The organism is Bacteroidota bacterium, from assembly GCA_016711505.1.
GTDB lineage: Bacteria > Bacteroidota > Bacteroidia > AKYH767-A > 2013-40CM-41-45 > JADKIH01.
Window position 1 is genome coordinate 1 of record JADJSV010000004.1, and the last position, 22990, is coordinate 22990.

18 protein-coding genes and 1 pseudogene are annotated in these 22990 nt (G+C 37.9%); 16 read left to right on the forward strand and 3 right to left on the reverse strand.

All coding sequences use genetic code 11. The annotated features are described in order from the left end of the window. Positions 1 to 748: 748 nt before the first annotated feature. On the reverse strand, positions 749 to 1006 hold the full coding sequence (locus IPL24_08125) for a hypothetical protein (GenBank protein MBK8363645.1): 258 nt from the start codon (positions 1004 to 1006) through the stop codon (positions 749 to 751). Between the two features lie 105 nt (positions 1007 to 1111). Further along, the gene (locus tag IPL24_08130; protein ID MBK8363646.1) at positions 1112 to 1276 is read right to left on the reverse strand and encodes a hypothetical protein; all 165 of its coding nucleotides are present in this window, start codon (positions 1274 to 1276) and stop codon (positions 1112 to 1114) included. Positions 1277 to 1732: 456 nt separating this feature from the next. Here IPL24_08130 and carB point away from each other — a divergent pair. From carB to IPL24_08185, 11 genes and pseudogenes are all read left to right on the forward strand, one after another. Beyond that, positions 1733 to 4552: pseudogene (gene carB, locus IPL24_08135) on the forward strand (carbamoyl-phosphate synthase large subunit). 446 nt (positions 4553 to 4998) lie between these two features. Further along, on the forward strand, positions 4999 to 5280 hold the full coding sequence (locus IPL24_08140) for a hypothetical protein (GenBank protein ID MBK8363647.1): 282 nt from the start codon (positions 4999 to 5001) through the stop codon (positions 5278 to 5280). A gap of 355 nt (positions 5281 to 5635) precedes the next feature. Continuing rightward, a complete protein-coding gene (locus IPL24_08145) occupies positions 5636 to 5779 on the forward strand; it encodes a hypothetical protein (GenBank protein MBK8363648.1) in 144 nt (47 codons plus the stop codon). 617 nt (positions 5780 to 6396) lie between these two features. Then, a complete protein-coding gene (locus IPL24_08150) occupies positions 6397 to 6621 on the forward strand; it encodes a hypothetical protein (protein MBK8363649.1) in 225 nt (74 codons plus the stop codon). Positions 6622 to 6830: 209 nt separating this feature from the next. After that, complete coding sequence (locus IPL24_08155; protein MBK8363650.1) at positions 6831 to 7100, forward strand: hypothetical protein; 270 nt, start codon at positions 6831 to 6833, stop codon at positions 7098 to 7100. Between the two features lie 46 nt (positions 7101 to 7146). Beyond that, the gene (locus tag IPL24_08160; GenBank protein ID MBK8363651.1) at positions 7147 to 7434 is read left to right on the forward strand and encodes a YfhO family protein; all 288 of its coding nucleotides are present in this window, start codon (positions 7147 to 7149) and stop codon (positions 7432 to 7434) included. 332 nt (positions 7435 to 7766) lie between these two features. Beyond that, positions 7767 to 8465, forward strand: a complete 699-nt coding sequence (locus IPL24_08165) for a glycosyltransferase (GenBank protein ID MBK8363652.1) — start codon at positions 7767 to 7769, stop codon at positions 8463 to 8465. A gap of 8 nt (positions 8466 to 8473) precedes the next feature. Beyond that, positions 8474 to 8728: a hypothetical protein gene (locus tag IPL24_08170; protein MBK8363653.1), complete on the forward strand. Its 255-nt coding sequence runs from the start codon at positions 8474 to 8476 to the stop codon at positions 8726 to 8728. Positions 8729 to 8738: 10 nt separating this feature from the next. Then, complete coding sequence (gene asnB, locus IPL24_08175; protein ID MBK8363654.1) at positions 8739 to 10562, forward strand: asparagine synthase (glutamine-hydrolyzing); 1824 nt, start codon at positions 8739 to 8741, stop codon at positions 10560 to 10562. 75 nt (positions 10563 to 10637) lie between these two features. Continuing rightward, complete coding sequence (locus IPL24_08180) at positions 10638 to 11216, forward strand: hypothetical protein (GenBank protein ID MBK8363655.1); 579 nt, start codon at positions 10638 to 10640, stop codon at positions 11214 to 11216. Beyond that, positions 11213 to 13288 (forward strand): T9SS type A sorting domain-containing protein, encoded by a 2076-nt coding sequence (locus tag IPL24_08185; GenBank protein MBK8363656.1) that lies wholly within the window; start codon positions 11213 to 11215, stop codon positions 13286 to 13288. The genes IPL24_08180 and IPL24_08185 overlap by 4 nt, the downstream gene beginning before the upstream one ends. 123 nt (positions 13289 to 13411) lie before the next feature. Here IPL24_08185 and IPL24_08190 read toward each other — a convergent pair whose 3' ends face one another. After that, positions 13412 to 14278 carry a cyanophycinase gene (locus IPL24_08190; protein ID MBK8363657.1) on the reverse strand — a complete coding sequence of 289 codons (867 nt, stop codon included), beginning with the start codon at positions 14276 to 14278 and terminating at the stop codon, positions 13412 to 13414. 191 nt (positions 14279 to 14469) lie between these two features. On the opposite strand from IPL24_08190, the gene cphA reads away from it, so the two are divergent. From cphA to IPL24_08215, 5 genes are all read left to right on the forward strand, one after another. Further along, positions 14470 to 17124 carry a cyanophycin synthetase gene (gene cphA / locus IPL24_08195; GenBank protein ID MBK8363658.1) on the forward strand — a complete coding sequence of 885 codons (2655 nt, stop codon included), beginning with the start codon at positions 14470 to 14472 and terminating at the stop codon, positions 17122 to 17124. Between the two features lie 247 nt (positions 17125 to 17371). Beyond that, positions 17372 to 17578, forward strand: a complete 207-nt coding sequence (locus IPL24_08200) for a helix-turn-helix transcriptional regulator (GenBank protein ID MBK8363659.1) — start codon at positions 17372 to 17374, stop codon at positions 17576 to 17578. Between the two features lie 6 nt (positions 17579 to 17584). Next, entirely contained in the window at positions 17585 to 17914 is a 330-nt protein-coding gene (locus IPL24_08205) for a HipA N-terminal domain-containing protein (protein ID MBK8363660.1), read from the forward strand. Continuing rightward, positions 17911 to 18942, forward strand: a complete 1032-nt coding sequence (locus tag IPL24_08210) for a HipA domain-containing protein (GenBank protein MBK8363661.1) — start codon at positions 17911 to 17913, stop codon at positions 18940 to 18942. The genes IPL24_08205 and IPL24_08210 overlap by 4 nt, the downstream gene beginning before the upstream one ends. A 113-nt stretch (positions 18943 to 19055) precedes the next feature. After that, the gene (locus IPL24_08215; GenBank protein MBK8363662.1) at positions 19056 to 22958 is read left to right on the forward strand and encodes a gliding motility-associated C-terminal domain-containing protein; all 3903 of its coding nucleotides are present in this window, start codon (positions 19056 to 19058) and stop codon (positions 22956 to 22958) included. Positions 22959 to 22990: the final 32 nt, after the last annotated feature.

The following is a 22990-nucleotide window of genomic DNA, read 5'->3' on the forward strand; positions in this document are numbered from 1 at the left end:
GATAAAAGATATTGTACATTGGACTTCCAAACTAATCAAAAAAGGCGGTAATAATGACCTTCAGAATGAACATCTTTGTTAAAATGCGGGGATTTAGCTGTAGATCAAGGATTCCAAGTGTTCGGCGGATGAGTTCGAAATTAGCAATTGGTTTAAGGATGAGTTTTTTGAAACGAAGAAGATTGTATATATAACTTCCTGATTGCCAATTTAATGGCCAAAATAAAACATCAAGATCGGGGAGTCTTCTTAGCACAAGAGCATTAAGGTGAAATGTCATCTAGTCCGTGTTCTTGAAGCATTTTTTAGTGATCTTAGTGTTGAAAATTTTATTGATATTTTGATTGAAAAATAATCCAATTGTTTGGTGCATATAAAATAAATCCTACCTTAAGCCGCCCTGTTTTTAGGAGTAAATACTGAATAATATGAAAAGGACATTCCAACCTCTTGATCCGAAGAAGAAAAAAAAATAAACATGGTTTCCGTGTCCGCATGGCTTGAACGATGCCGGCTCTTGTGGTCAGCATCGTTTTTTTTTCTGCGGTTTTTCTGCGTATTCTGCGCAATTCTGCGGGAAATAATAAGCGTGATTTCTTTCCCGCAGAATTGCGCAGAATACGCAGAAAAACCGCAGATTTTAAATCCGTATTTATACTTCAATATTTGATCAACTCCGCAATCGCAGCCAGATTTTTCAGAGATCAACTGATGCCCCGTCGGCAAAACATGCACAGTACAATTTTTCCTAAACCCGATTTGAATTTTTGTCCTGGCGAGGGCGCATTAAAACATCATGCTTTCCGAAGAAGAGATCGACCTTTGTGTTGTTTGCAATAATGATCTTCTTCACTTCTGAAAGATCAGGAATTATATAACGATAGATCATCCAGCCATTGTAAACTTTATCCCGACGCAATTGATTCTCTAATGAATATTTCAAAAACCGGATCTTCTTTTCATCAAGTAATTTTATTTTCTTTAATCCATTTCCAAATGCGATCAAACGATGCGGATCTTTTGATCACTCTTTCAAAAAGCTTTTGCCGAAATAATTTCTTGTCAAACGATACATCGTTGTCGGTTTCAACCTGTCGGGTGCAAAGTAAGATCAAACGATCAACGTTCTTTGACACGAACTGATAAAGGTAAGCGCCACTCTTCCACCCAGACTGAATCCCATAACATCATATTTCTCTGCGGGGAATTTGTCCATTAACATTTTGTGAATGTCTTTGAATTGCTCAACGTCTATTCCGGTCTCAACCGATTTCACGGAAGCTTTGCTGACCCATGAAAAACAAATTCACAGAAACTAGCGTGTGCAGTCCGGAAGTTCATTACTTAGTGGCTCGAATTCAGTGGCTTTCCTATTGGTCAAATCCATGGAATATGATCATTTTCTTCTGACCATTTCCATAGGTGTGAAAATCTCCCAATATCTTAACTTCAAGTTGGATTTCTGTACGCACGGGAAATGCACTAGTCCTTTTTTGCACTCAAATTTGTTTCCCAGAATTGGGGCAGAATACGCAGAAAAACCGCAGAAAATTTTACATCGCAGATGGTGAGCCATCAACCCGAAATCCGAAATCCGATAAGCCGTTCATTATTATTTCAACTAATTGTCAATATGTAACATTCTCTCGACAAAAAACAAACAAAACCCGTACTTTTGCCTGACTTTTTTCGCCCAAAAGCAGGGAAGTCTCTAACCTTCTAACATTCAGTTATGCCAAGAGATAATTCCATCAAATCTATACTCATTATTGGAAGTGGTCCTATCATCATCGGACAAGCCTGCGAATTCGATTATGCGGGGTCTCAGGCTTCGCGCTCGCTGCGTGAAGAAGGCATTGAAGTGACTCTCATCAATTCCAATCCGGCTACGATCATGACGGATAAGGTCACAGCTGACAATGTTTACCTGAAGCCGCTGACAACATCAAATGCTGAAATCATTGAAGCAATCCTGGAAGAACATGGAAAGATTGATGCCGTGTTGCCGACAATGGGGTGGACAAACTGCTCTTGAATCTAGCTATCGATTGAGAAGTCAGGCATCTGGGAAAAAGTATGGTGAAGATGATTGGTGTCGACATCGATGCAATCAATACGACGGAAGACCGTGAGAAGTTCCGCCTAAGAATGCTGCAACGGGTGCAGGAGTTTGTAAAGGCAGAACAGCAAGTTCATTCCTCGAAGGGAAAGAAATTGCACAGGAAATTGGGTTTCCATTGGTGATTCGTCCTTCATTTACTGCGGTGGTTCAGGTGGAGGATTTGTTTACAAGAAAGAAGATTTTGATCAGCATCTGAATCGGGGACTACATGCTTCGCCATGCATGAAGTGCTGGTCGAGCAATTGATTTTCGGATGGAAAGAATTTGAACTGGAATTGCTGCGCGATACCGCGAGAATGTCATCATCATTTTGTTCCATCGAAAATTTCGACCCGATGGGAATTCATACAGGTGATTCTATTACGGTTGCACCTGCAATGACCCTCACTGATGTTACTTATCAGAAAATGCGCGACCTTGCCATCAAATGCATGAATGGAATCGGGCATTTCGCAGGTGGTTGTAACATTCAGTTTGCAGTGAATCCGAAGAATGAAAAGACATATCGTAATCGAGATCAATCCTCGTGTATCTCATCTGCTGCTCGCATCGAAAAGCAACCGGATATCCAATCGCGAAGATCGCTGCCAAACTTGCTATCGGATATAACCTTGATGAATTAAAAATCAGATTACAAAAATACTTCAGCATTCTTTGAACCGACCCTTGATTATGTGATCGTAAAAGTGCCGCGCTGGAATTTCGATAAGTTCAAAGGCACTGATCGCCACCTCGGCCGAAAAATGAAATCAGTCGGTGAAGCGATGGGTATCGGAAGAAGTTTCCAGGAAGCATTGCAGAAAGCTTGTCAGAGTCTGGAGATAAGAAGAAATGGGACTGGGCGCTGACGGCAGAGAGATCCGTGAGCAGGATGAAATCCTCGATAGCTTGGAACGACCAAGATGGAATCGGTTGTTTCATATACGATGCTTTCAAACTTGGAATTGGTTTTTCCACCATTCAAAAGCTGACAAAAATCGATCCATGGTTCCTAAGGCAAAATCGAAGAGCTGATTCAGCTGGAAAGAAATTGAAAAATATACTGTAGCAAAAATTCCGCGTGAGCTGTTGATGGAAGCGAAGAAAAAGAGGTTATGCTGACAGTCAAGTTCACCTTTTTGAGATGCTAAGGAAAGTGAGGTTTTTAAAAGGCGGCATGAGCTAGGCATTCAACGTGTTCTGGAAACTGGTTGATACATGCGCTGCTGAATTTGAAGCAAAGACTCCTTACTACTATTCTACATTTGATGAAGAGAATGAAAGTGTCAGCTCTGATAAAAAGAAAGTGATCATTCTTGGTTCCGGTCCGAATCGTATCGGACAAGGAATTGAATTTGATTATAGTTGTGTGCATGGTGTTTTAGCTGCAAAAGAATGCGGCTATGAAACGATCATGATCAATTGTAATCCGGAAACTGTTTCGACAGATTTTGATATTGCCGACAAACTATATTTCGAACCCGTTTTCTGGGAACACATCTATGAGATCATTGAACATGAAAAACCGTACGGTGTTATTGTTCAGTTGGGCGGACAAACTGCTTTGAAACTTGCAGAGAAGTTAAATAAGTATGGAATTAAAATTATAGGTACAAGTTACGAATCACTTGACCTTGCAGAAGACCGAGGAAGATTCTCAAATTTGCTGAAAGAACTTGAAATTCCTTATCCAAAGTTTGCTGTTGTTGAAAATGCAGATCAGAGTGTAGAGCTGTCAAAGGATTTAGGATTTCCATTGCTCGTTCGTCCATCATATGTGTTAGGCGGACAAAGCATGAAGATCGTGATCAATGAAGAAGAACTGAAAGCATGTGGTTCAAATTTCCATGACATTCCCGGCAACAAAATTCTTCTCGATCATTTTCTTGGAAAGTGCAATAGAAGCGGAGGCTGATGCCATCTGCGATGGAGAAAATTCTTACATCATCGGAATGATGGAGCATATCGAACCTGCAGGAATTCACAGTGGTGATAGTAATGCAGTTTTACCACCATTCGATCTGAGCGATGGAGTTATAAAACAAATTGAAGACATCACACATAAAATTGCAAAGGCAATGAAAGTGATCGGTTCTTGATCAATATTCAGTTTGCCATCAAGGGAGAAAAATCGTATATGTGATCGAAGCCAATCCGCGCGCATCACGGACAGTTCCTTTCATTGCAAAGGCATACGATGAACCATATGTTAACTATGCGACAAAAGTTATGCTCGGTGAAAACAAAGTAACAGACTTTAAATTCAATCCTACGAAAGTTGGTTATGCAATAAAAGTCCCGGTATTCTCATTCGACAAATTCCTCGATGTAAATAAAGAACTCGGTCCGGAAATGAAATCGACCGGTGAAGCCATCTATTTCATTGATGATTTGAATGATGAATTTTTCCAGAAGATCTATTCAGAAAGAAATTTATATCTCTCAAGATAATTATAAAGAGTCATGCTAAAGTTTATTTTAATAGTCATTGTTTTAATGTTGCTTTTCAGAGCACTCAGAAAATTTATTTTCTTCAAGTTTATAGTCGCTTTCAATCAGGCAGCACAGGATTTTTAAGAACGTCAGGAAGCCCAGGACCGCCAACGTAAAGAAGAAGGTCGTGTGGATGTCTTCACAAGCTCGCATTAATCCGAATGATAAGTTTGATGATTATGGAGGAAGTGAAATAGAGGTTTCAGGTTTTCAAGTTTCAGGTTTCAGGTTTACAGTAGTGCTGGGGTGTAGTCTCCGGACTACACCCAGCACTAGAAACTTGGAACCTGAAACCCAGCTAACTTTAACCCTTTTCTTGAAGTTGTTGCCCCTTTCTAATACCTGATAATTTCCTATATGCTTCAAATTTTAAGGAAAATCCATGAAAAAATACCTGCCACACGTTGTTACAATATTGGCTTATTGTCATCACTTTTCTATACTTCGCTCCGCTTTTGGGAGGTAAAGAACTCAAAAAGTCGGATATAGCCAACTGGCAGGGGATGTCGAAAGAGATCACTGACTTTCAGGAAAAAACCGGAGAATTTACTTACTGGACCAATTCAATGTTTGGCGGAATGCCGGGATATCAGATGTCCGCTGTCTATCCTTATATGATCGTGAAGTACATCGATAAGATAACATTGGGATTGCCGACTCCGGCAAATTATCTGTTTCTCTGTTAATGGCAGGATTTTACTTTCTGTTTGACACTTGGAGTTGATAGAAGGGGTTGCAATAATGGAGCGATTGGTTTGCTCTCTCGCCCTACTTTTTAATTTCATAGGTACAGGATATAATTCCAAGCGGATGCAAGAGGATGCATGGCTCCTGTCATTGCCGGAATCATTATGAGCATCGAGGGCGGATCTTACTCGGCGCTTCCTTACCGGTTTAGTGTTGGCATTTCAGAACTTTATGCAAATCACTTGCAGATCATATTATCTGATGATGATCACTGTCCTTTTAGGTGGTGTATTTTTGTATGAAGCAATAATTGGAAAAAAGCTGGCAGATATTTAAGTAAAAGCATCTGCATTATTGATTGTCGTTGCAGGATTAGCAGTCGCATCGAAATATTACAAATCTCTTATTACTCAGGAATACGGTGAACATTCAACACGCGGACCTGCAGAACTGACTGCAGATAAAGCAAACTTAACATCAGGACTTGACCGTGATTAGAACACTGACTGGAGTTAAGGGATAGGCGAGACGTTTACGTTTTTGATCCCGGATTTCAAGGGTGGAGCAAGTGAAGCTATTCAGACAAATAATAAAGATGTTTTAAAAGCGTAGATTTAAACTATCGTCATTATGTGATGGTTTGGTTCTTACTTCGGAGATCAACCTTTACAGGTGGCCATTATATATTGGAGCAATTTTAGTTATGCTTTTTGTAGGCGGTCTTCCCAATCTATTCAAGGCCCATTGAAGTGGTGGATCTTGATTTCAACAACCTTGTCAATTTTCTTAGGATGGGGAAAATATTTCATGTCATTCACAAATTTTTTCCTCGATAATGTACCGGGTTGCGATAAGTTTCGTGAAGAACAACTACTTTGGTTATTGCAGAATTTACAATTCCATTGATGGCTTTACTAGTAATAGACAAGCTTGTGAGATGAGGAACTTTTTTTGCGACCTACCGCAAAAACTTTTGATGGAATGGGTGTGGTGATTGGATTTGTTTTACTTGTAAAACTTTCTCCCGGGAACTTTACGCGACTTTATACGGACAGGAGAACATGAGCAAGTATCTGCATCGGTAAAAGGTCAGCAAAACGCCTCTCAGATCGTCGATGAATTCTTTTGCTGCAGTTTCAACGCCCGTGAAGAGATCGTTAAGCAGATGCCGGAAGAAGTCGATATTACTGATACTTTCAGGTGCATTGATCTATGGATTTGCAAGATATCGCTTCATAAAAAGAATTCTGATCTATGGATTGATCGTTCTTATTGCAATCGATTTAATTGGTGTAGATCGCCGGTATGTCGATTCGGATTCGTTTGTAAAAAATCAGTGAACAGCACCATTCCAAACTCTGGCCGATCAAAGTATCAAACAGGATCCGACGCTGAGTTACCGTGTATTAAATCTTTACTGCGAATACTTTCAACGATGCGAGTACTTCTTATTATCACCAGTCGATAGGGTGGGTATCATGGAGCCAAGTTAAAAAGATACAAGAGCTGATAGATTACAGACTCACTCCGGAGATGTCTTCTTTGAGAAGTGCCTTACAAAACCGGACTCATCATTTCAACAGATCATTATGGCGGACAATCGGCTCTGAATATGTTGAATACAAAATACATTATTTATAATCCTGAAACACAACCATTGGTTAATCCAGAGCTCTGGGTAATGCGTGGTTTTATAAGCGAAGTTAAGATCGTTCCAAATGCTGATGCTGAAATTGCAGCTCTGAATAATTTTAATCCAAAACAACTGCTATCGTTGATCAGCGTTTCTCAGATAAAGTTACCGGTATTAATGTGGTAAATGATTCTTCATCTGCGATAAAGCTGACTTCATATAAACCAATCATCTGACCTACGAAACAAATTCGTCGGGTGACCATCTGGCTGTTTTTTCAGAGATCTATTATGATGAAGGCTGGAATGCTTATGTTGATGGTAAAAAAGTTGACTATGTGCGTGCGGATTATGTTTTACGTGCAATGAAAATTCCTGCAGGTAAGCATCAGGTTGAATGGAAATTTGAGCCGGAAGTAGTTGCAACAGGGAATGGTCAGTCTGGCAGGTTCAATTTTATTGATTCTGTTTTTTCTTGGTGTTATGTATACAAAGAGATTCAATCGGCTAAAGCGGAGTAGAATTTGAAGAAGGTTCTGATCATTACTTATTATTGGCCACCAAGTGGAGGTGCAGGAGGTTCAACGTTCTTTGAAGTTCGTGAAGTATCTGCCTGAATTTGGAATTGAACCGATAGTTATTACTGTTGACCGGAACCAGGCCACTTATCCCATTTTAGATGAAAGTTTGTTGAAAGAAGTAAAAGAGAATGTACGTGTAATCCACGTTCCTTCGAAAACATTAAAATACTTTCTGCATTAAAAGGAAAGATACAATTCCGCACGGGGATTTGCAAATAATAATAAGAAACGATCACTCAGAAAACGCTTCGGTTCATAAGAGGTAATTTTTTCTGCCGGATGCCAGATTAGGTTGGGTACGCTTTGCTGTTAAAGCTGCATCTGATATCATTGAAAAAGAAAAAGTGGATACTGTATTTATTTCTTCGCCGCCGCATAGCAGTCAGCTTATCGGACTGGAATTGAAGAAGTATAAGATCCGCTGGATAGCAGATATGCGGGATCCATGGACAGACATCTATTACTATCATGATCTACTTCATACAAAGTATGCAGCAAAACGTGACGCAGTATATGAGCGACAAGTTCTTGAAAATGCAGATGAAGTAATAAGTGTGAGTGATCCGATCAATAAATTATTCCTTGCGAAATCAGAGAAACTCCGGGCGGAGAAATTTCATGTTATACCGAATGGGTTTGATAGAGATGATTTTAATCTGAATAATAAAGCAGTTAATAAGAAATTGCATTTGGCATATGTTGGAACAATGGCAGATAATTACAGACCGTTAACATTGTTCAAAGCAATAAAAAAACTAGTAGATGAGTTTTCACTTAACAAGGATACGATTGCAATTACTCTTGTTGGTTCATCCGCTACAACGCTGAATTCAATTTTACAAGAGACTGAACTTACTGCTTTAACAGAATTTATTCCGCATGTGGATCATGCAGCGGCAATTGAATTTATGCAGAAAGCAGATATACTGATGCTTATTATTCCTGACGTTGAGAATAACGAAGGATCTTAACCGGTAAATTGTTTGAATACCTTGGTGCAGGAAAACCAATTATAGGATTAGGACCGGTGAATGGAAAAGCGGCAAGTATAATTGATGAATGCAAAGCAGGTAAACTGGTTGAAAGACATGAATTGGAAGAATTGTATCTTTACATGAAGGATCTTTACCTTATGAAAATTGAGAATAAAGAATTCAGATTAAATGAATCAGCTGTAGCTAATTATTCGAGAGAAAGTTTGACGAAAAAGTTGGCAGACATTATCAAATCTTAACAGGCAGAGTATGTGCGGAATTTCGGGATTTATAGATAGTAATTTATCAAACGAACAGGCAGAGAAAACGATTGGTTCGATGCTGGAAAGCATTGCCCATCGCGGACCGGATGCCCGATCGACATGGATAAATTTACCTGTTGTTCTTGGTCTTAACCGGTTAAGTATAATAGACCTTAGTCCTGATGGAGTTCAACCCATGCATTACTTTGATTCAGTGATCGTATTCAATGGCGAGATCTATAATTATATTGAAGTAAGAGAAGAGCTCATTAGTAAAGGATATAAATTTTCAACACAATCAGATACTGAAGTAATACTTGCCGCTTATCGTGAATACGGCACATCATGTGTAGATAAATTTCTGGGCATGTGGGCATTTGCCCTATGGGATAAAAAGAAAAATGAACTTTTCTGTTCAAGAGACCGCTTCGGCATAAAACCTTTTTATTACATTTTTGAGAATGGAAGATTCTATTTCGGATCCGAATACAAAGCCCTGAAAAAATCGCCATTGTTTACCAACAACCTCAACCTCGACCAGGTAAGCAGAGGATTGCAACTGGGATGGGTTTGTTATGGGGAGGAGACGTATTATACGAAATTGAAATCATTGCCTGCAGCATGTAATTTATTATATAAACAAGGTGATGTTGAGATCAATCGGTATTGGGATATTGATGCAACAAAGAAGTGTACCCTTTCAGAAGAAGAAAAATATAATAAATTCAGAGAATTATTTTTAGATAGTATCCGGCTGCACATGCGTGCTGATGTTGAGATTGGTGGATGTTTAAGTGGTGGACTTGATAGTTCTGCAATAGCCGCATCAGTTTCAAAACTGTTTCCGGAAATTAATTTCAAAACATTCACTATTTATTACGAAGGAAAAGATAGTGTAGACGAACGTCCTTGGGTAAATGAAGTTTTGAAAGAAAACTCTTCATTGAAAGAATTTACTTATTCTCCTACTGATAAAGATTTGATTGATAATTATGAAAGAGCTTTTTATCATGCAGATGTACCTTTAGCAGGCTCTTCGCCAATTTCACAATACTTCGTAATGCAATTGGCCGGTAAAAATAAGATCAGAGTTTTATTGGATGGACAAGGTTCAGATGAGTATCTGGCAGGTTACATGCATTCATTTTATCGTTTAGTAGGAGGGTTGATTTCTAAAGGAAATTTGTTGGAAGCACATAAGCAATTTTATGCACATGCAAGTATCCAGGAGTTTTCCGGAAAAAAGAAGTTAGATTCTGCAGCTAAAAGTTTGCTTACGGTTTTTCAGAATGAAAATTCGCTTTACAATTTTGAATATAGAAAGTACTTTCCATTTTTATTAAAATCAACAAATTCAGATTTGGTATTGAAAGATTTTAACTCATCACGTTTGAATCAGTTTCTGTATCACTTAACATTCAATACTTCTTTACCATCATTATTACAATACGAGGATCGCAATTCAATGGCATTCTCAATTGAGTCACGTGTTCCTTTTCTTGATCACAGATTAGTAGAATTTGTTTTTTCTTTAAATGATGACGATAAATTTTCTCAAGGAATTACAAAGAAAGTATTGCGCAATGCTCTAAAAAGTATTCTACCTTCTAAAATTGCCGGACGGATGGACAAAAAAGGATTCGTCACGCCAGGAGAAATAAAATGGCTTCGGGGACCGCTGAAAAATTTAACCAAAATTGATTTAACTAAAATTGATTTTATCGATGAAAATAAAGCCCGGAAAGTGATTAAAAACTTTGAAAACGGAGATAATAAGAATGCTACACTTATGTGGAGAATTTGCACACTAAATCATTGGTTGAATAATTAGTATAAATTTTTTGGCGGTTAAGTTTGATTTTTATAGTATTACAAAATATATATAAATCTTAAATAGAAATTCCTTATGAGAAAGATCTACTCTTTGTTTATTATCGCTGTTTTTGTTTCAATCAGCGCCTCATCGCAATTAGCAATCCAATGGCAAAAAACATATGGCGGATCAGGTAATGATCAGGTTGGTGACGATTCAAATTATTATGATGCACCTGATCAGGCAGTGATCAAAACTTCTGATGGTGGATACCTCATGATTGGTTTTACAGCATCGGCTGATGGTGCTTTTCCTGTTAATCTTGGTGGTTATGACTTTGCTGTTGTTAAAACAGATTCTGCAGGTGATGTTGAATGGTCAAATACTTATGGGACATCAGATAATGATATGGCAACATCAGTTGTTCAGACAAGTGATGGTGGATATGCAATTGCCGGATTTACTTCATCATCTTCTGAAGAAGTAATGTTGATCAAAATTGACGCAACCGGAAATTTGTTATGGCAAACTACTTTTGGAGGAAGCAGTTCTGACAGAGCATATTCTCTTGGTCTGGCAAATGACGGAGGGTTCTCACATCGGGTGCAACTTCAGCTTCGGACGACAGTGATCACGTTTCGCCGGCACGTGGAGATAAAGATTATTGGTTGATAAGAACAGATTCAGCCGGAGTCCTTTTATGGGAAAAATCATATGGAGGAGCTAGTTATGATTGGCTGAATTCAATCAAAGTTACAACTGATGGCGGCGTAATAATGTGTGGTTTCGTTTATAATAATGGCGGAGACATTACAGTTAACATTGGAGCCATTGATATATGGATTGTTAAAACTGATACTTCGGGTAATATTGAATGGGAAAAATCGTATGGAGGGACAGGAAATGACTGGGGATTTGCAATAACTCAATCCAGCGATGGGGGGTATGCATTTGCTGCATTAACAGAATCAAATGATAGTATGGTTACAGGTTGGCATGGTGGACATGATTACTGGATCGTAAAACTTGATTCTGCAGGTAATTTACAGTGGCAAAAAGCACTTGGTGGAGCAATGGTAGATGAATGTTATGATATACTTGAGACTCCGGATAATGGTTACCTAATTGCCGGTACCACAAATAGTGACGATGGCGACTTGGTACAGAATTACGGTTTACTTGACTTCAATGTAATGAAGGTTAATTCAAGTGGAGATTTTGAATGGTCGGAAACTTATGGAGGTACCTTAACTGACTGGGGAATGTCAATCATCGCTGATGGCAATGGGGATTATATTCTTGCAGGAAGTTCAAAGTCTTCTGATATTGATATGACTTCAAATGCCGGAGGTTGGGATCTTTGTTTGCTGAAATTAACTTCATCATTCAATACGATCAAAGGAAAATATTTTTACGATAACAATAATAATCTTGTTTTTGATTCAGGTGATCTGCCGGTAACAAATCAAATGGTAAGTGATACAGGTGGAAATTTGATTTCATTTACAAACATCAATGGAGATTATAGAATGATTACTGTAGATACAGGAACTTTTGTAATTGAACCCAGAAGTTTAAATTATTATTCAACTTTACCGGCAAGTCATACAATTAACTTTCCAGTTGTTGGTCAGATTGATTCTTTAAATGATTTTTCTGCAGTGATAATTCCTGGTATTTACGATCTTAATGTAAATATTATCCCATTGAATAGATATCGTCCCGGATTTAATGTCAGTTATCTCATTACATATTCAAACATTGGAACAGAACCTGTGAATGGAAGAATTGTCATGATACTTGATACAAATTTAATTTATACAAGTGCAAGTATAACTCCTGATACGGTTAATGGCGACACATTGATATGGAGCTCCCTTACATTGGCAATCCAGGAATCAGGGCAAATTACAGTAAATTCTATTCTTGATCCTTTAACGTTAATTGGGACAAATATTTTAACAGATGCGGCAATCAATACTCCAGCAGGGATAACAGATGAAGATAGCCTTAATAACTATTCAAGTTGGGCTGATGATGTAACAGGATCATATGATCCAAATGATAAAGCAGTTTCAGTTTCCAAGATCTATACAAATCAACTTCCAAATGTTCCATTTCTGGATTACCTCATTCGATTCCAGAATACTGGAAATGATACTGCATTCACAGTTGTCGTTCGTGATACAATGTCACAGTTGTTGGATATGAGTACATTTGCAACAATTAATTCAAGTCATACTGTTGAAATTGATTATCAGCCTTTGTCACGCGTTCTCGCATTTACTTTCTCTAATATTCTTTTGGCTGATAGCAATGTTAATGAACCTATGAGTCATGGATTTATTCATTTCAAAGTGAAACCAATTACTAATTTGGTTGATGGAGATGAAATTGGAAACACAGCGGGTATTTATTTCGATTTCAATCCGCCTGTTATCACTAACACTGCAGTAACACAAATCCTGTTGCCGACAAGAATCAATCAAATCAGTGATTTCAAATTTGGATTATATCCAAACCCATCAATAGGTAAAGTAACTGTAACATTAGGTGAAAATTATATCAATAAGAAAGCATTAATTCAGATTGTCAATTCTCTCGGCGAAATTGTATATTCTAAATCAGAAGCTCTTTCAAAAAACAAAATTGATCTTAACACTTCTGATCTTGCAACCGGCTTATATATTGTACGAGTAGTGATCGATGATAAAACTTCTTCAAAACAATTCATTAAACAATAAAAGAAGAAAAATTAGTTTCAGTAAAAAGGAAAATGGGTTTAAAGTGTTCATTACACTTTAAACCCATTTTCTTTTTACTGAATTTCCAATTTAGATTTCTAATCTCTAATTACGAATTACGAATTACGACTTAACAAAAACCTCCGAATAAAACTTCCTCGATTTCAAATCATAATGATTGCCTTTTGCCATTACATGGACGGTCAGGTTTTCAATTGATAGAGGTGAACCTTCTTTCAGATCGGCTATGTTATTGTGACGAATGTTGTGACCATCTATAACTATAATGAGACCGCTACCAATGGCTTCCATGTAACGTCCTTCTGTTATCAATACACCAGTATCTTCACCAAGACCGATTCCTATGCAGGATGGATTTGCAGCAACTGCTTGTGTAAGTCGACCAAATCGGTTTCTTGTTACAAAATGCGAATCAATGATCACATCTTTTATAAACGCAAGTCCGGTAGTGATCTTTACTTCGCCTTTAAATAATGCTTCTGAACTACTGCCTTGATAGATCATCGTATTCGACATAGCCATTGCTCCGGCACTCGTTCCTGCTATGATAAATGTTTCTTCATGCATAAAACGATGTGTCAGAATTTCCAGAAATTCTGTTCCGCCAAAAATAGAAGAGAGGCGAAGTTGATTTCCGCCACTAAACATTACACTATGACATTTTTTTATTCTGTCAATCATGTCAGGTTGCATTGCATCTTCACGCTTACGGATATCCATAACACGAATATTCGTACAACCTAATTTCTTAAACGCATCAAGATAATTCTGACCAATTTCTTCAGGAATTGAAGAAGCACTCGTGATCACTTCTATGTATGCATCCTGACCGCCGGCCTCAGTGACTATTCTGCTTAGAATCTGTAATTCAAAAAAATTGAGGTTATTCTTTTGAGTGAAATTCGGTTCCGGTTCAGTCCCTTTATCTTCTGCTCCACCAATGGAGATAAGCTTTCCCTTAGGAATCATATAAATTATAATGTTTATTTAACAGTGGGCAAATATAGGAATACATAAGGTCTTCAGGATGCTTTCAAAGACAGTTATTCACTCTTTTTCCAACACTTAAACCCCATTTTTTGATTTTTTTTAACTTTTTTTTGGGAATTCATAAAATCTCGCTACTTTGATACGGAAATCCCACCACAAAAATCCATTTTATGAATATACTTGACATAAGGGTCATGAAAGGCCCGAATTATTGGTCTATACGTCGTCACAAATTAGTTGTGATGAAATTAGATATTGAAGAGCTTGAAGATCTACCTACAAATAAGATTGCAGGTTTCTCGGAAAGACTGGAAAAAGTTTTTCCTTCAATGTATTCGCATGAATGTTCCGAAGGACATGCAGGCGGATTTTTTAAAAGAGTGAAAGAAGGTACATGGATGGGTCACGTAGTGGAACATCTTGCTCTGGAAATCCAGACACTTGCCGGAATGGATTGTGGATTTGGTCGTACCCGTAGTACAGGACAACATGGTGTTTACAATGTTGTTTTTAATTACATGGAAGAAAAAGTCGGCTTCTATGCTGCACGTGCTGCTGTGAGAATTGCAGATGCTCTGGTAAAAAATATTCATTACGATCTTTCAGAAGATATTCAACGAATGCGTGAGATCCGTGAAGATGATCGTCTTGGTCCTTCAACAGGTTCTATTGTTGACGAAGCGATCAAAAGAAAAATTCCATGGATAAGATTGAATAAACATTCACTTGTCCAGCTTGGTTACGGAAAAAATCAGCATCGCATACAAGCCACAGTTGCAAGTACAACTTCTTCTATTGCTGTTGAAGTTGCATGCGACAAAGAAGAAACTAAAAATCTCCTCGAAGCAGCATCAATTCCCGTTCCGCGTGGAAGAGTAGTGTACGATGAAGAAGATCTTGATACTGCTGTAAAAAGAATCGGATATCCGATCGTATTAAAACCTGTAGGTGGAAATCACGGTCGCGGCGCAACTATCAATGTGCAAAACTGGGAAGAAGCAAAGGAAGCTCTTGCTCTTGCTAAACGTGTTTCGCGTGGTGTGATCGTTGAGAAATTTATTACGGGTTATGATTATCGTTTACTGGTCGTAAACTATAAATTCATCGCCGGTGCGAAACGTACTCCTGCAATGGTAACAGGTGATGGTGTTCACACAGTTCAACAGCTCATAGAAATTGTAAACAGTGATCCTCGTCGCGGATATGGTCATGAGAAAGTTCTTACTGCAATAAAAATTGATGATACTACACTTGCAATGTTGCAGGAGAAAAATTTCACTCTTGAATCTGTAATTCCTAAAGGTGAAGAACTTCATCTTAAACGTACTGCCAATCTTTCTACAGGTGGTACGTCAACTGACGTAACTGAAATTGTACATCCGTTCAATGTATTCCTAGCTGAACGAATTGCCCGTATCATCGGACTTGATATTTGCGGTATCGATATTATGAGTCCGGATATCCGTGAACCACTTCACGAAAACGGTGCAGCGGTACTTGAAGTAAATGCAGGTCCGGGTTTCCGGATGCACATCGCTCCGGCTGAAGGTTTGCCACGTAACGTTGCTGAGCCGGTGATCGATATGTTATATCCTCCGGGAAGTACTGCACGGATTCCTATCATAGCAGTTTCCGGTACAAATGGAAAAACTACAACTACAAGATTGATCGCTCACATTGTAAAGACAATGGGACATAGAGTTGGATTTACTACTACTGATGGAATTTACATTCAGAATCAGATGGTGGAGAAAGGTGATTGTACCGGACCACTCAGCGCTGAATTTGTATTACGTGATCCAACTGTCGATTTCGCAGTACTTGAATGTGCACGTGGCGGAATTCTGAAAGCCGGTTTAGGTTTTCATAATTGCGATATCAGTATTGTTACAAATGTTGCAGCAGATCACCTTGGATTAAAAGATATCAATACACTCGAAGAAATGGCACGTGTAAAAAGTGTTGTTGCTGAAAGTATATTGCCTGAAGGAACTTGTATCCTGAATGCAGATGACGATCTGGTTTATGATATGCGAAGAAATATTAAAGGTAATGTCGCACTGTTCAGTCTTGATGAAAATAATCCTCGTATCATAAAACATACAGAAGGCGGTGGACTTGCAGCAATAGTTGAAAACGGATATGTTACTATTTGTAAAGGTACATGGAAGATCAGAATTGATAAGGTGATCAACATTCCATTGACGTTCTCCGGTAAAGCAGTGTTCATGATTCAGAATATTCTTCCTGCTGTCTTAGCAGGATTTATCCGAGGATTCAAAGTGGACGATATTCGGTTAGCGCTTGAAACATTTATTCCTTCACCAACACAAACACCTGGACGGATGAATATGTTCCAGTTCCGTAATTTCAATGTGATGGTCGACTATGCACATAACCCTGCAGGATTCCAGGCGATCGCTCGTTTCTTAGATAGAATAGAGGCGAAGCCAAAAGTTGGTATCATTGCCGGTGTAGGTGACAGAAGAGATGAAGACATTATTCAACTTGGAACTGTAGCTTCTCAAATGTTTGATGAGATCATTATTCGTCAGGATAAAAATCTCCGTGGAAGAAGTGAATCAGAGATCATTGATCTGATGATGAAAGGAATTCAATCCGATGATCCGAAAAAGAAAGTGATGATCATTCCGAAAGAATCTGAAGCTATCGATCATGCAATCAAGAATGCGAAAAAAGGTGCATTCATTGTGATCTGTAGTGATGTTGTTCCTGATGCATTGGATCAGATTTTAAAATACAAAGAAGCGGAAGATAATTTTTCGATTCATAAAGAAGATATTCCATCTCCTTCTACAATTTAATTTTTAATGGCAAAGCGATCAGGAAACTGATTGCTTTGTTTTTTCATTGATTAATATTTTCCAATTCATCAGATTTATTCGAAAATAAAGTGATTTAATCTAGTTTATTAACATAAAGTGCATTAAAGCGCACTTTATTCAATGTTTACCTCTTTTTCAACATGATTTTCAATAAAAGAGCAACATATTGCACTATTTGACGTATTTTTGATTAAAATAACTAGCTTGACAAATTAAGAGCATTATAATGCACCACGACCATCTAATTTCAACGATTAAAAAAAGGCGAGAAACCTTGAATATTAACCAAGAGGCATTGGCTGAACTTGCGAATATTGGTTTGCGAACACTTAAACAAATTGAAAGTGGCAGAGGAAATCCAACTATTAATACTCTTCAAAAATTAGCTGATGTACTTGGTATGGAATTGAAGCTTGAAGTAATTAAAAAATAGGAATAGATGAAAGTAGCAGAAATATATTGCAATGGTATTTTGGCTGGATTGTTAACAGAAGAAAATCGAAGAAGTTTTATATTCAGATATGAAGATTCTTATTTCAATGATATCAGTAAGCCTGCTGTAAGTTTAACTCTTTCTAAAATTCAACAGGAATATCGAAGTGAATTCTTATTTCCTTTTTTTAGTAACATGGCTGCAGAAGGAGCGAACCTTGCCATACAAAGTCGTTATTTAAAAATTGATGAGGCAGATATTTTAAGTTTACTTGGAGCAACTGCCAAGAGTGATAGTATTGGTGCAATAAGCGTAAAACTGAGAGATCAAAAATGAATTTTACGGAATTGAAATATTGTCCCAGCACAATGGCAGAAGGTTTTACAACTTATAGCCCGGCGGCAATTCGTAATATGTTTTATGGAAAAAAAGTAAACCATATTCTTGAATTTAATCCTCCTGAAATGGATGATGAAGTTGCTGAGCAATTTCGAATGAATAGTAAAATTACTTCCATAAGTGGAGCACAATTTAAGCAGTCATTCATTCTTGAAAAGAATAAACTTCGTCTTTCAAAGGAAAACGAAAAAGGTCAATACATTTTAAAACCAATTCCCTCAAGACAGCCTTTTTCTAAAGTTGAAGAGTTGCCTGCAAACGAACATTTAACTATGCAAATTGCAAAACAAGCTTACAATATTAAGACTGCTGAAAGTGCATTGTTGTTCTTTAAGAACGGAGAACCTGCCTATATTACAAAGAGATTTGATATCGGTGAAGATGGAAGTAAAATAGCTCAGGAAGATTTTGCTACGCTTTCAGGAAGATCAAAAGAAATTGATGGAAAGTTTTACAAGACGAAAGGGAGTTATGAGGATATGGCGCAGGTCATGAAAAAATATGTTTCCGCATTCATTCCGGAAGTAGAAAAATATTTTCAATTAATTATATTTAATTATCTTTTTAGTAATGAAGATGCACACTTGAAAAATTTTTCATTGAGACAAACAAGCGAAGGGGATTATGTTTTAAGCCCTGCTTACGATTTGACAAATACAATCATTCATATACCTGATGATTCTTTTTTTGCACTTGAGGATGGCTTGTTCTCGAATAATTTTGAAACTGAAAGTTTCAAGGTACTAGGCTATTTTGCTTATGATGATTTTTACGAGTTTGGAATAAAAATAGGAGTCCGGAAAAACCGACTTGTCGGCATTCTGGATAAATATAGATTAGAAAATCAAAAAGTACTTGCATTGATAAACCGATCATTTTTGTCTGATCCTGTTAAAGAATTGTACAGAAAACAGTATCTTGAAAGATTGAAAATGCTGAATACATCATTCAGTAAGCTTATATGAGTTGATAATCATCCGATTTTTTCAAGCCATACATTAAATTATTTATTCTTTAATTTGTTCTTACATGCGTTTTTTTATCTTTTATGTTAATTATCGCCCTTTTTTTTCCATTCATGGAACATTTTTCACCTGAATCAAGTAAAAAATCGATAATTCTTACAGTTAATACTCTTAACCCTATGCTGACTTTTACTCAACCAAGTGAAACCCACAATAGTATGCGCCCTTTTCTCCGCAGACTAATTTTGATCATTTCTATAGCAGCGACTCTTGGAATATTACCTCGAAAGGCTTTCGCAACACATATGGCCGGAGCAGACATTTCTTATACATGTCTGGGTGGAAATTCTTATAGAATAGATCTGACATTTTATCGCGATTGTGCCGGATCAGATGCATTATCTGAAGTCTATCTTGATTTCACTTCTGCAAGTTGCGGACAATCGTTCCAGCAAACTCTTGTGGTAGAAGATAGTTCGGAGATCGCATATCCTTGTCCTTCTCAAACAACAAAATGTACTGATCCGAATTCGCCAAATCCCGGTATCAAACAATATATCTATTCGCAGATCGTAAATCTCCCTGCTCAGTGTAATGACTGGATAATAGGGTGGGAGTACTGCTGCCGGAATTGTGATATCACTACAATGTTTCAACCTACTCCTTGTGTTCCGGGATCAAATCCGGGATTATATATTGAAACAACTTTAAATAATCTCACAGTAACCTGTAACTCATCACCGGTATTTTCAAATATTCCAATTGCTTTTGTTTGTGTTGGACAACCTTTCACATATAATCATGGTGTGATTGATCCTAACGGTGATTCACTTGTTTATTCATTAGTGGATCCTTTGACAAGTGACACAACTCATAGTCCAATTCCTTACTTACCCGGATTTTCTGCAACTAATCCAATTACTTCATCAACAGGTGTAACAATCGATCCTGTTACAGGAGATATCACTTTTACACCAACTCAAACAGAGGTTGGTGTTCTTTCTGTTCTTGTACAGGAATATAGAAATGGTGTACTGATCGGTAGTGTGATCCGCGACATGGAAATTTATATTCGTCCGTGTACTAATAATATTCCAACTGCAACAGGTATCGATGGAAGTAATTCCAGAGATACAACTGTATGCCCGGGCACTTCATTCTGTTTCGATGTTTTCTCTGATGATGTTGATGCCAATCAGGTTGTTACGATGATCTGGAATCAGGGAATTCCAGGTGCAACATTTACTGTTACCGGTTTTCCATTTCCTACAGGAGAGTTCTGCTGGACTGCACCAACTGTCAATGTTAGTACTCTACCATATACTTTCACCGTAACTGTTACTGACAATGCTTGTCCTAGTAACGGCTATCAAACTTATTCATTCAATATTTATGTTAACACTCCGATTCAAAGTATCAACACTACTGATATTTCTTGTAACGGAGCAGCAGATGGAACTGCTACTGCATTAACAACCAGTCCGACAGGTAACTATTCATATTTGTGGTCACCTGGTGGACAAACTACTCAGACCATTACAGGTCTGGCAGCCGGAAATTATTCGGTATCTGTTATTGACAGTGTAAGCGGATGTTCTGCATCTGCAACAACTACAATTACAGATCCGCCTGTAATTACTGATAGTATTTATTCTACAGGAACACCTTGTACAGGAAATGGTTTTGCAGTTGTATTTGCATCCGGTGGAACAGGTGCGTATTCTTATATCTGGAATACAGTACCACCAACATTAAATGATACTGTAAGTGGATTATCGGCAGGAACCTATTTTGTTACTATTACTGATGCTAACGGTTGTACACATACTGATTCAGTAGATGTAGCTACCGGACCAAGCTCAGTTGTGGTAACTGTTGATTCAGTTGCGACGCTGAATTGTTTTACTGATACAACAGGGTATGCAAGCGTTTCTGCAACAGGCGGAACTCCCGGCTATACTTATGTCTGGAATACCATTCCTGTTCAAACAGGTCCACTAGCAACGAATTTATCACCCGGAATATATACAGTTACTGTTACAGATTCTGTTGGGTGTTCATCTACTCAAAATGCTAACGTCGTTTCTCCTGCTGAAATTATTCTTATCGGATCCAGTACGCAGGCAGGATGTAACCTTGCTGATGGAAGTGCAACTGTAAGTGTGAGTGGTGGTGTACCGAGATATACTTATTTATGGGATACTTTATCTGTAACAACTGCAACATTAAATAATGTTCCGGCCGGTATTTATAATGTCACTGTAGAAGATCAGAATAATTGTATTTCAACTCTTGATGTTTCAGTTTCAAATACGAATATTCCGCCTCCAACTGTTACTCTTTCCAGTGCAATTTCATGTAATGGATCTTCAAATGCTGAAGCAGTAATTATTCCGGCAGGTGGGACACCACCGTATACTTTTACATGGGATGGTTCTGCTTCAAATGATACTATTACAAATCTGGGACCGGGTACTTACACAGGTGGTGTCACAGATGCAGCAGGATGTTCTGCTTTTGCAACAATAGTTATTACGCAACCATCAATATTGGGAGTAAATATTGTTTCAAGTGTAGCAAGTTGTTTCGGTGAAAATAATGGCCGTGCAATTGTTTCTCCTGCAGGCGGAACAGGACCTTATACTTATTCATGGTCGCCAAGCGGAGGAACAGATTCAAGTGCATTTAATCTGCCTCCTGATACGTTTGTAGTAACAGTTACAGATGCTAACGGATGTACTGCAACAGCATCAACGATTATAACAGAGAATACTCAGATAAATATTTTAATAGCCTCCACTGTAAATGCTACATGTAATGGCAGTAATGATGCATCGATCGATCTGACAACTATAGGAACGAGTCCGTTATCATTTAACTGGAATCAGGGAGAAGCATTTACTGAAGATCTTACAAACATTGATGCCGGTCCATATACAGTTGTTGTGACGGATGGGGCCGGTTGTACTTCATCGTTGACTGTTAGTATTTCTCAGCCACCGGCAATACCTGTTGATGCAGGTGTTAGTACATCGATTTGTAATGATGTAGATTCGTATCAGTTGAATGCTAATTTGGCTCCCGGAACAACAGGAGTGTGGTCAACAACAACGGTTGGCGTAACGTTCAGCAGTACTACTGATCCAGATGCTATGGTAATGAATTTAAATCCGGGCCAAACATTTTTAACATGGACTGTTTCTGATGGTACATGTCAGGCTTCACAGTCTATTACTATTTCTTATAATAATTCCATCTTCTCTATAGCAGGAAATGATGTGGCGATATGTGATTTTGGTTCTGTTCAGTTGAATGGAAATTTACCTTCAACCTTCACAGGTTACTGGTCAGGATTTCCTGTCACTTTTAATGATTCAACATTGTATGATGCAACGGCAAATTCAACTGTATATGGAAACAATGAACTAGTCTGGACAATTGTAAATAGTCAATGTGTCGACTCCGATACATTATTATTTGTAGTAGATGAACCTGTGTCATCCGATGCCGGACCATTTGATATTGCTTGTACAAATAGCGGTGAACTTATTGCAGTTTCTCCTATAACAGGATCAGGACAATGGGGAGTTTTAGCTCCATCAAGTGCAACCTTTGTTGATCCAACGATAGAGAATGCACAAGTAAATGGCCTGTCGCTTGGGGCTAACGTATTTGTGTGGACTGTTGTTAATGGAGTTTGTTCTGCTTCAGATACAACTTCACTATTTTATGACATTGCCTGCGAACTTGAATTGCCTACAGGATTTACTCCAAACGGTGATACATATAATGACGGATATGAGATCAAAGGAATTGAAGGATATCCTTTAAATGTATTCAGAGTTTTCAACCGTTGGGGAAATGAAGTTTATACAAAAGAAGATTACAAGAATACAGACTGGAAAGGTCAGAATAACAGCGGTAATGAATTGCCTGAGGCTACGTATTTCGTGATCCTGGAAATTAAAAATACTGAGATCAAAATAAGTACATACGTTGACTTGCGTAAAAATTAATTTATAAAATTGAAGCCACAAAAAACCTATAA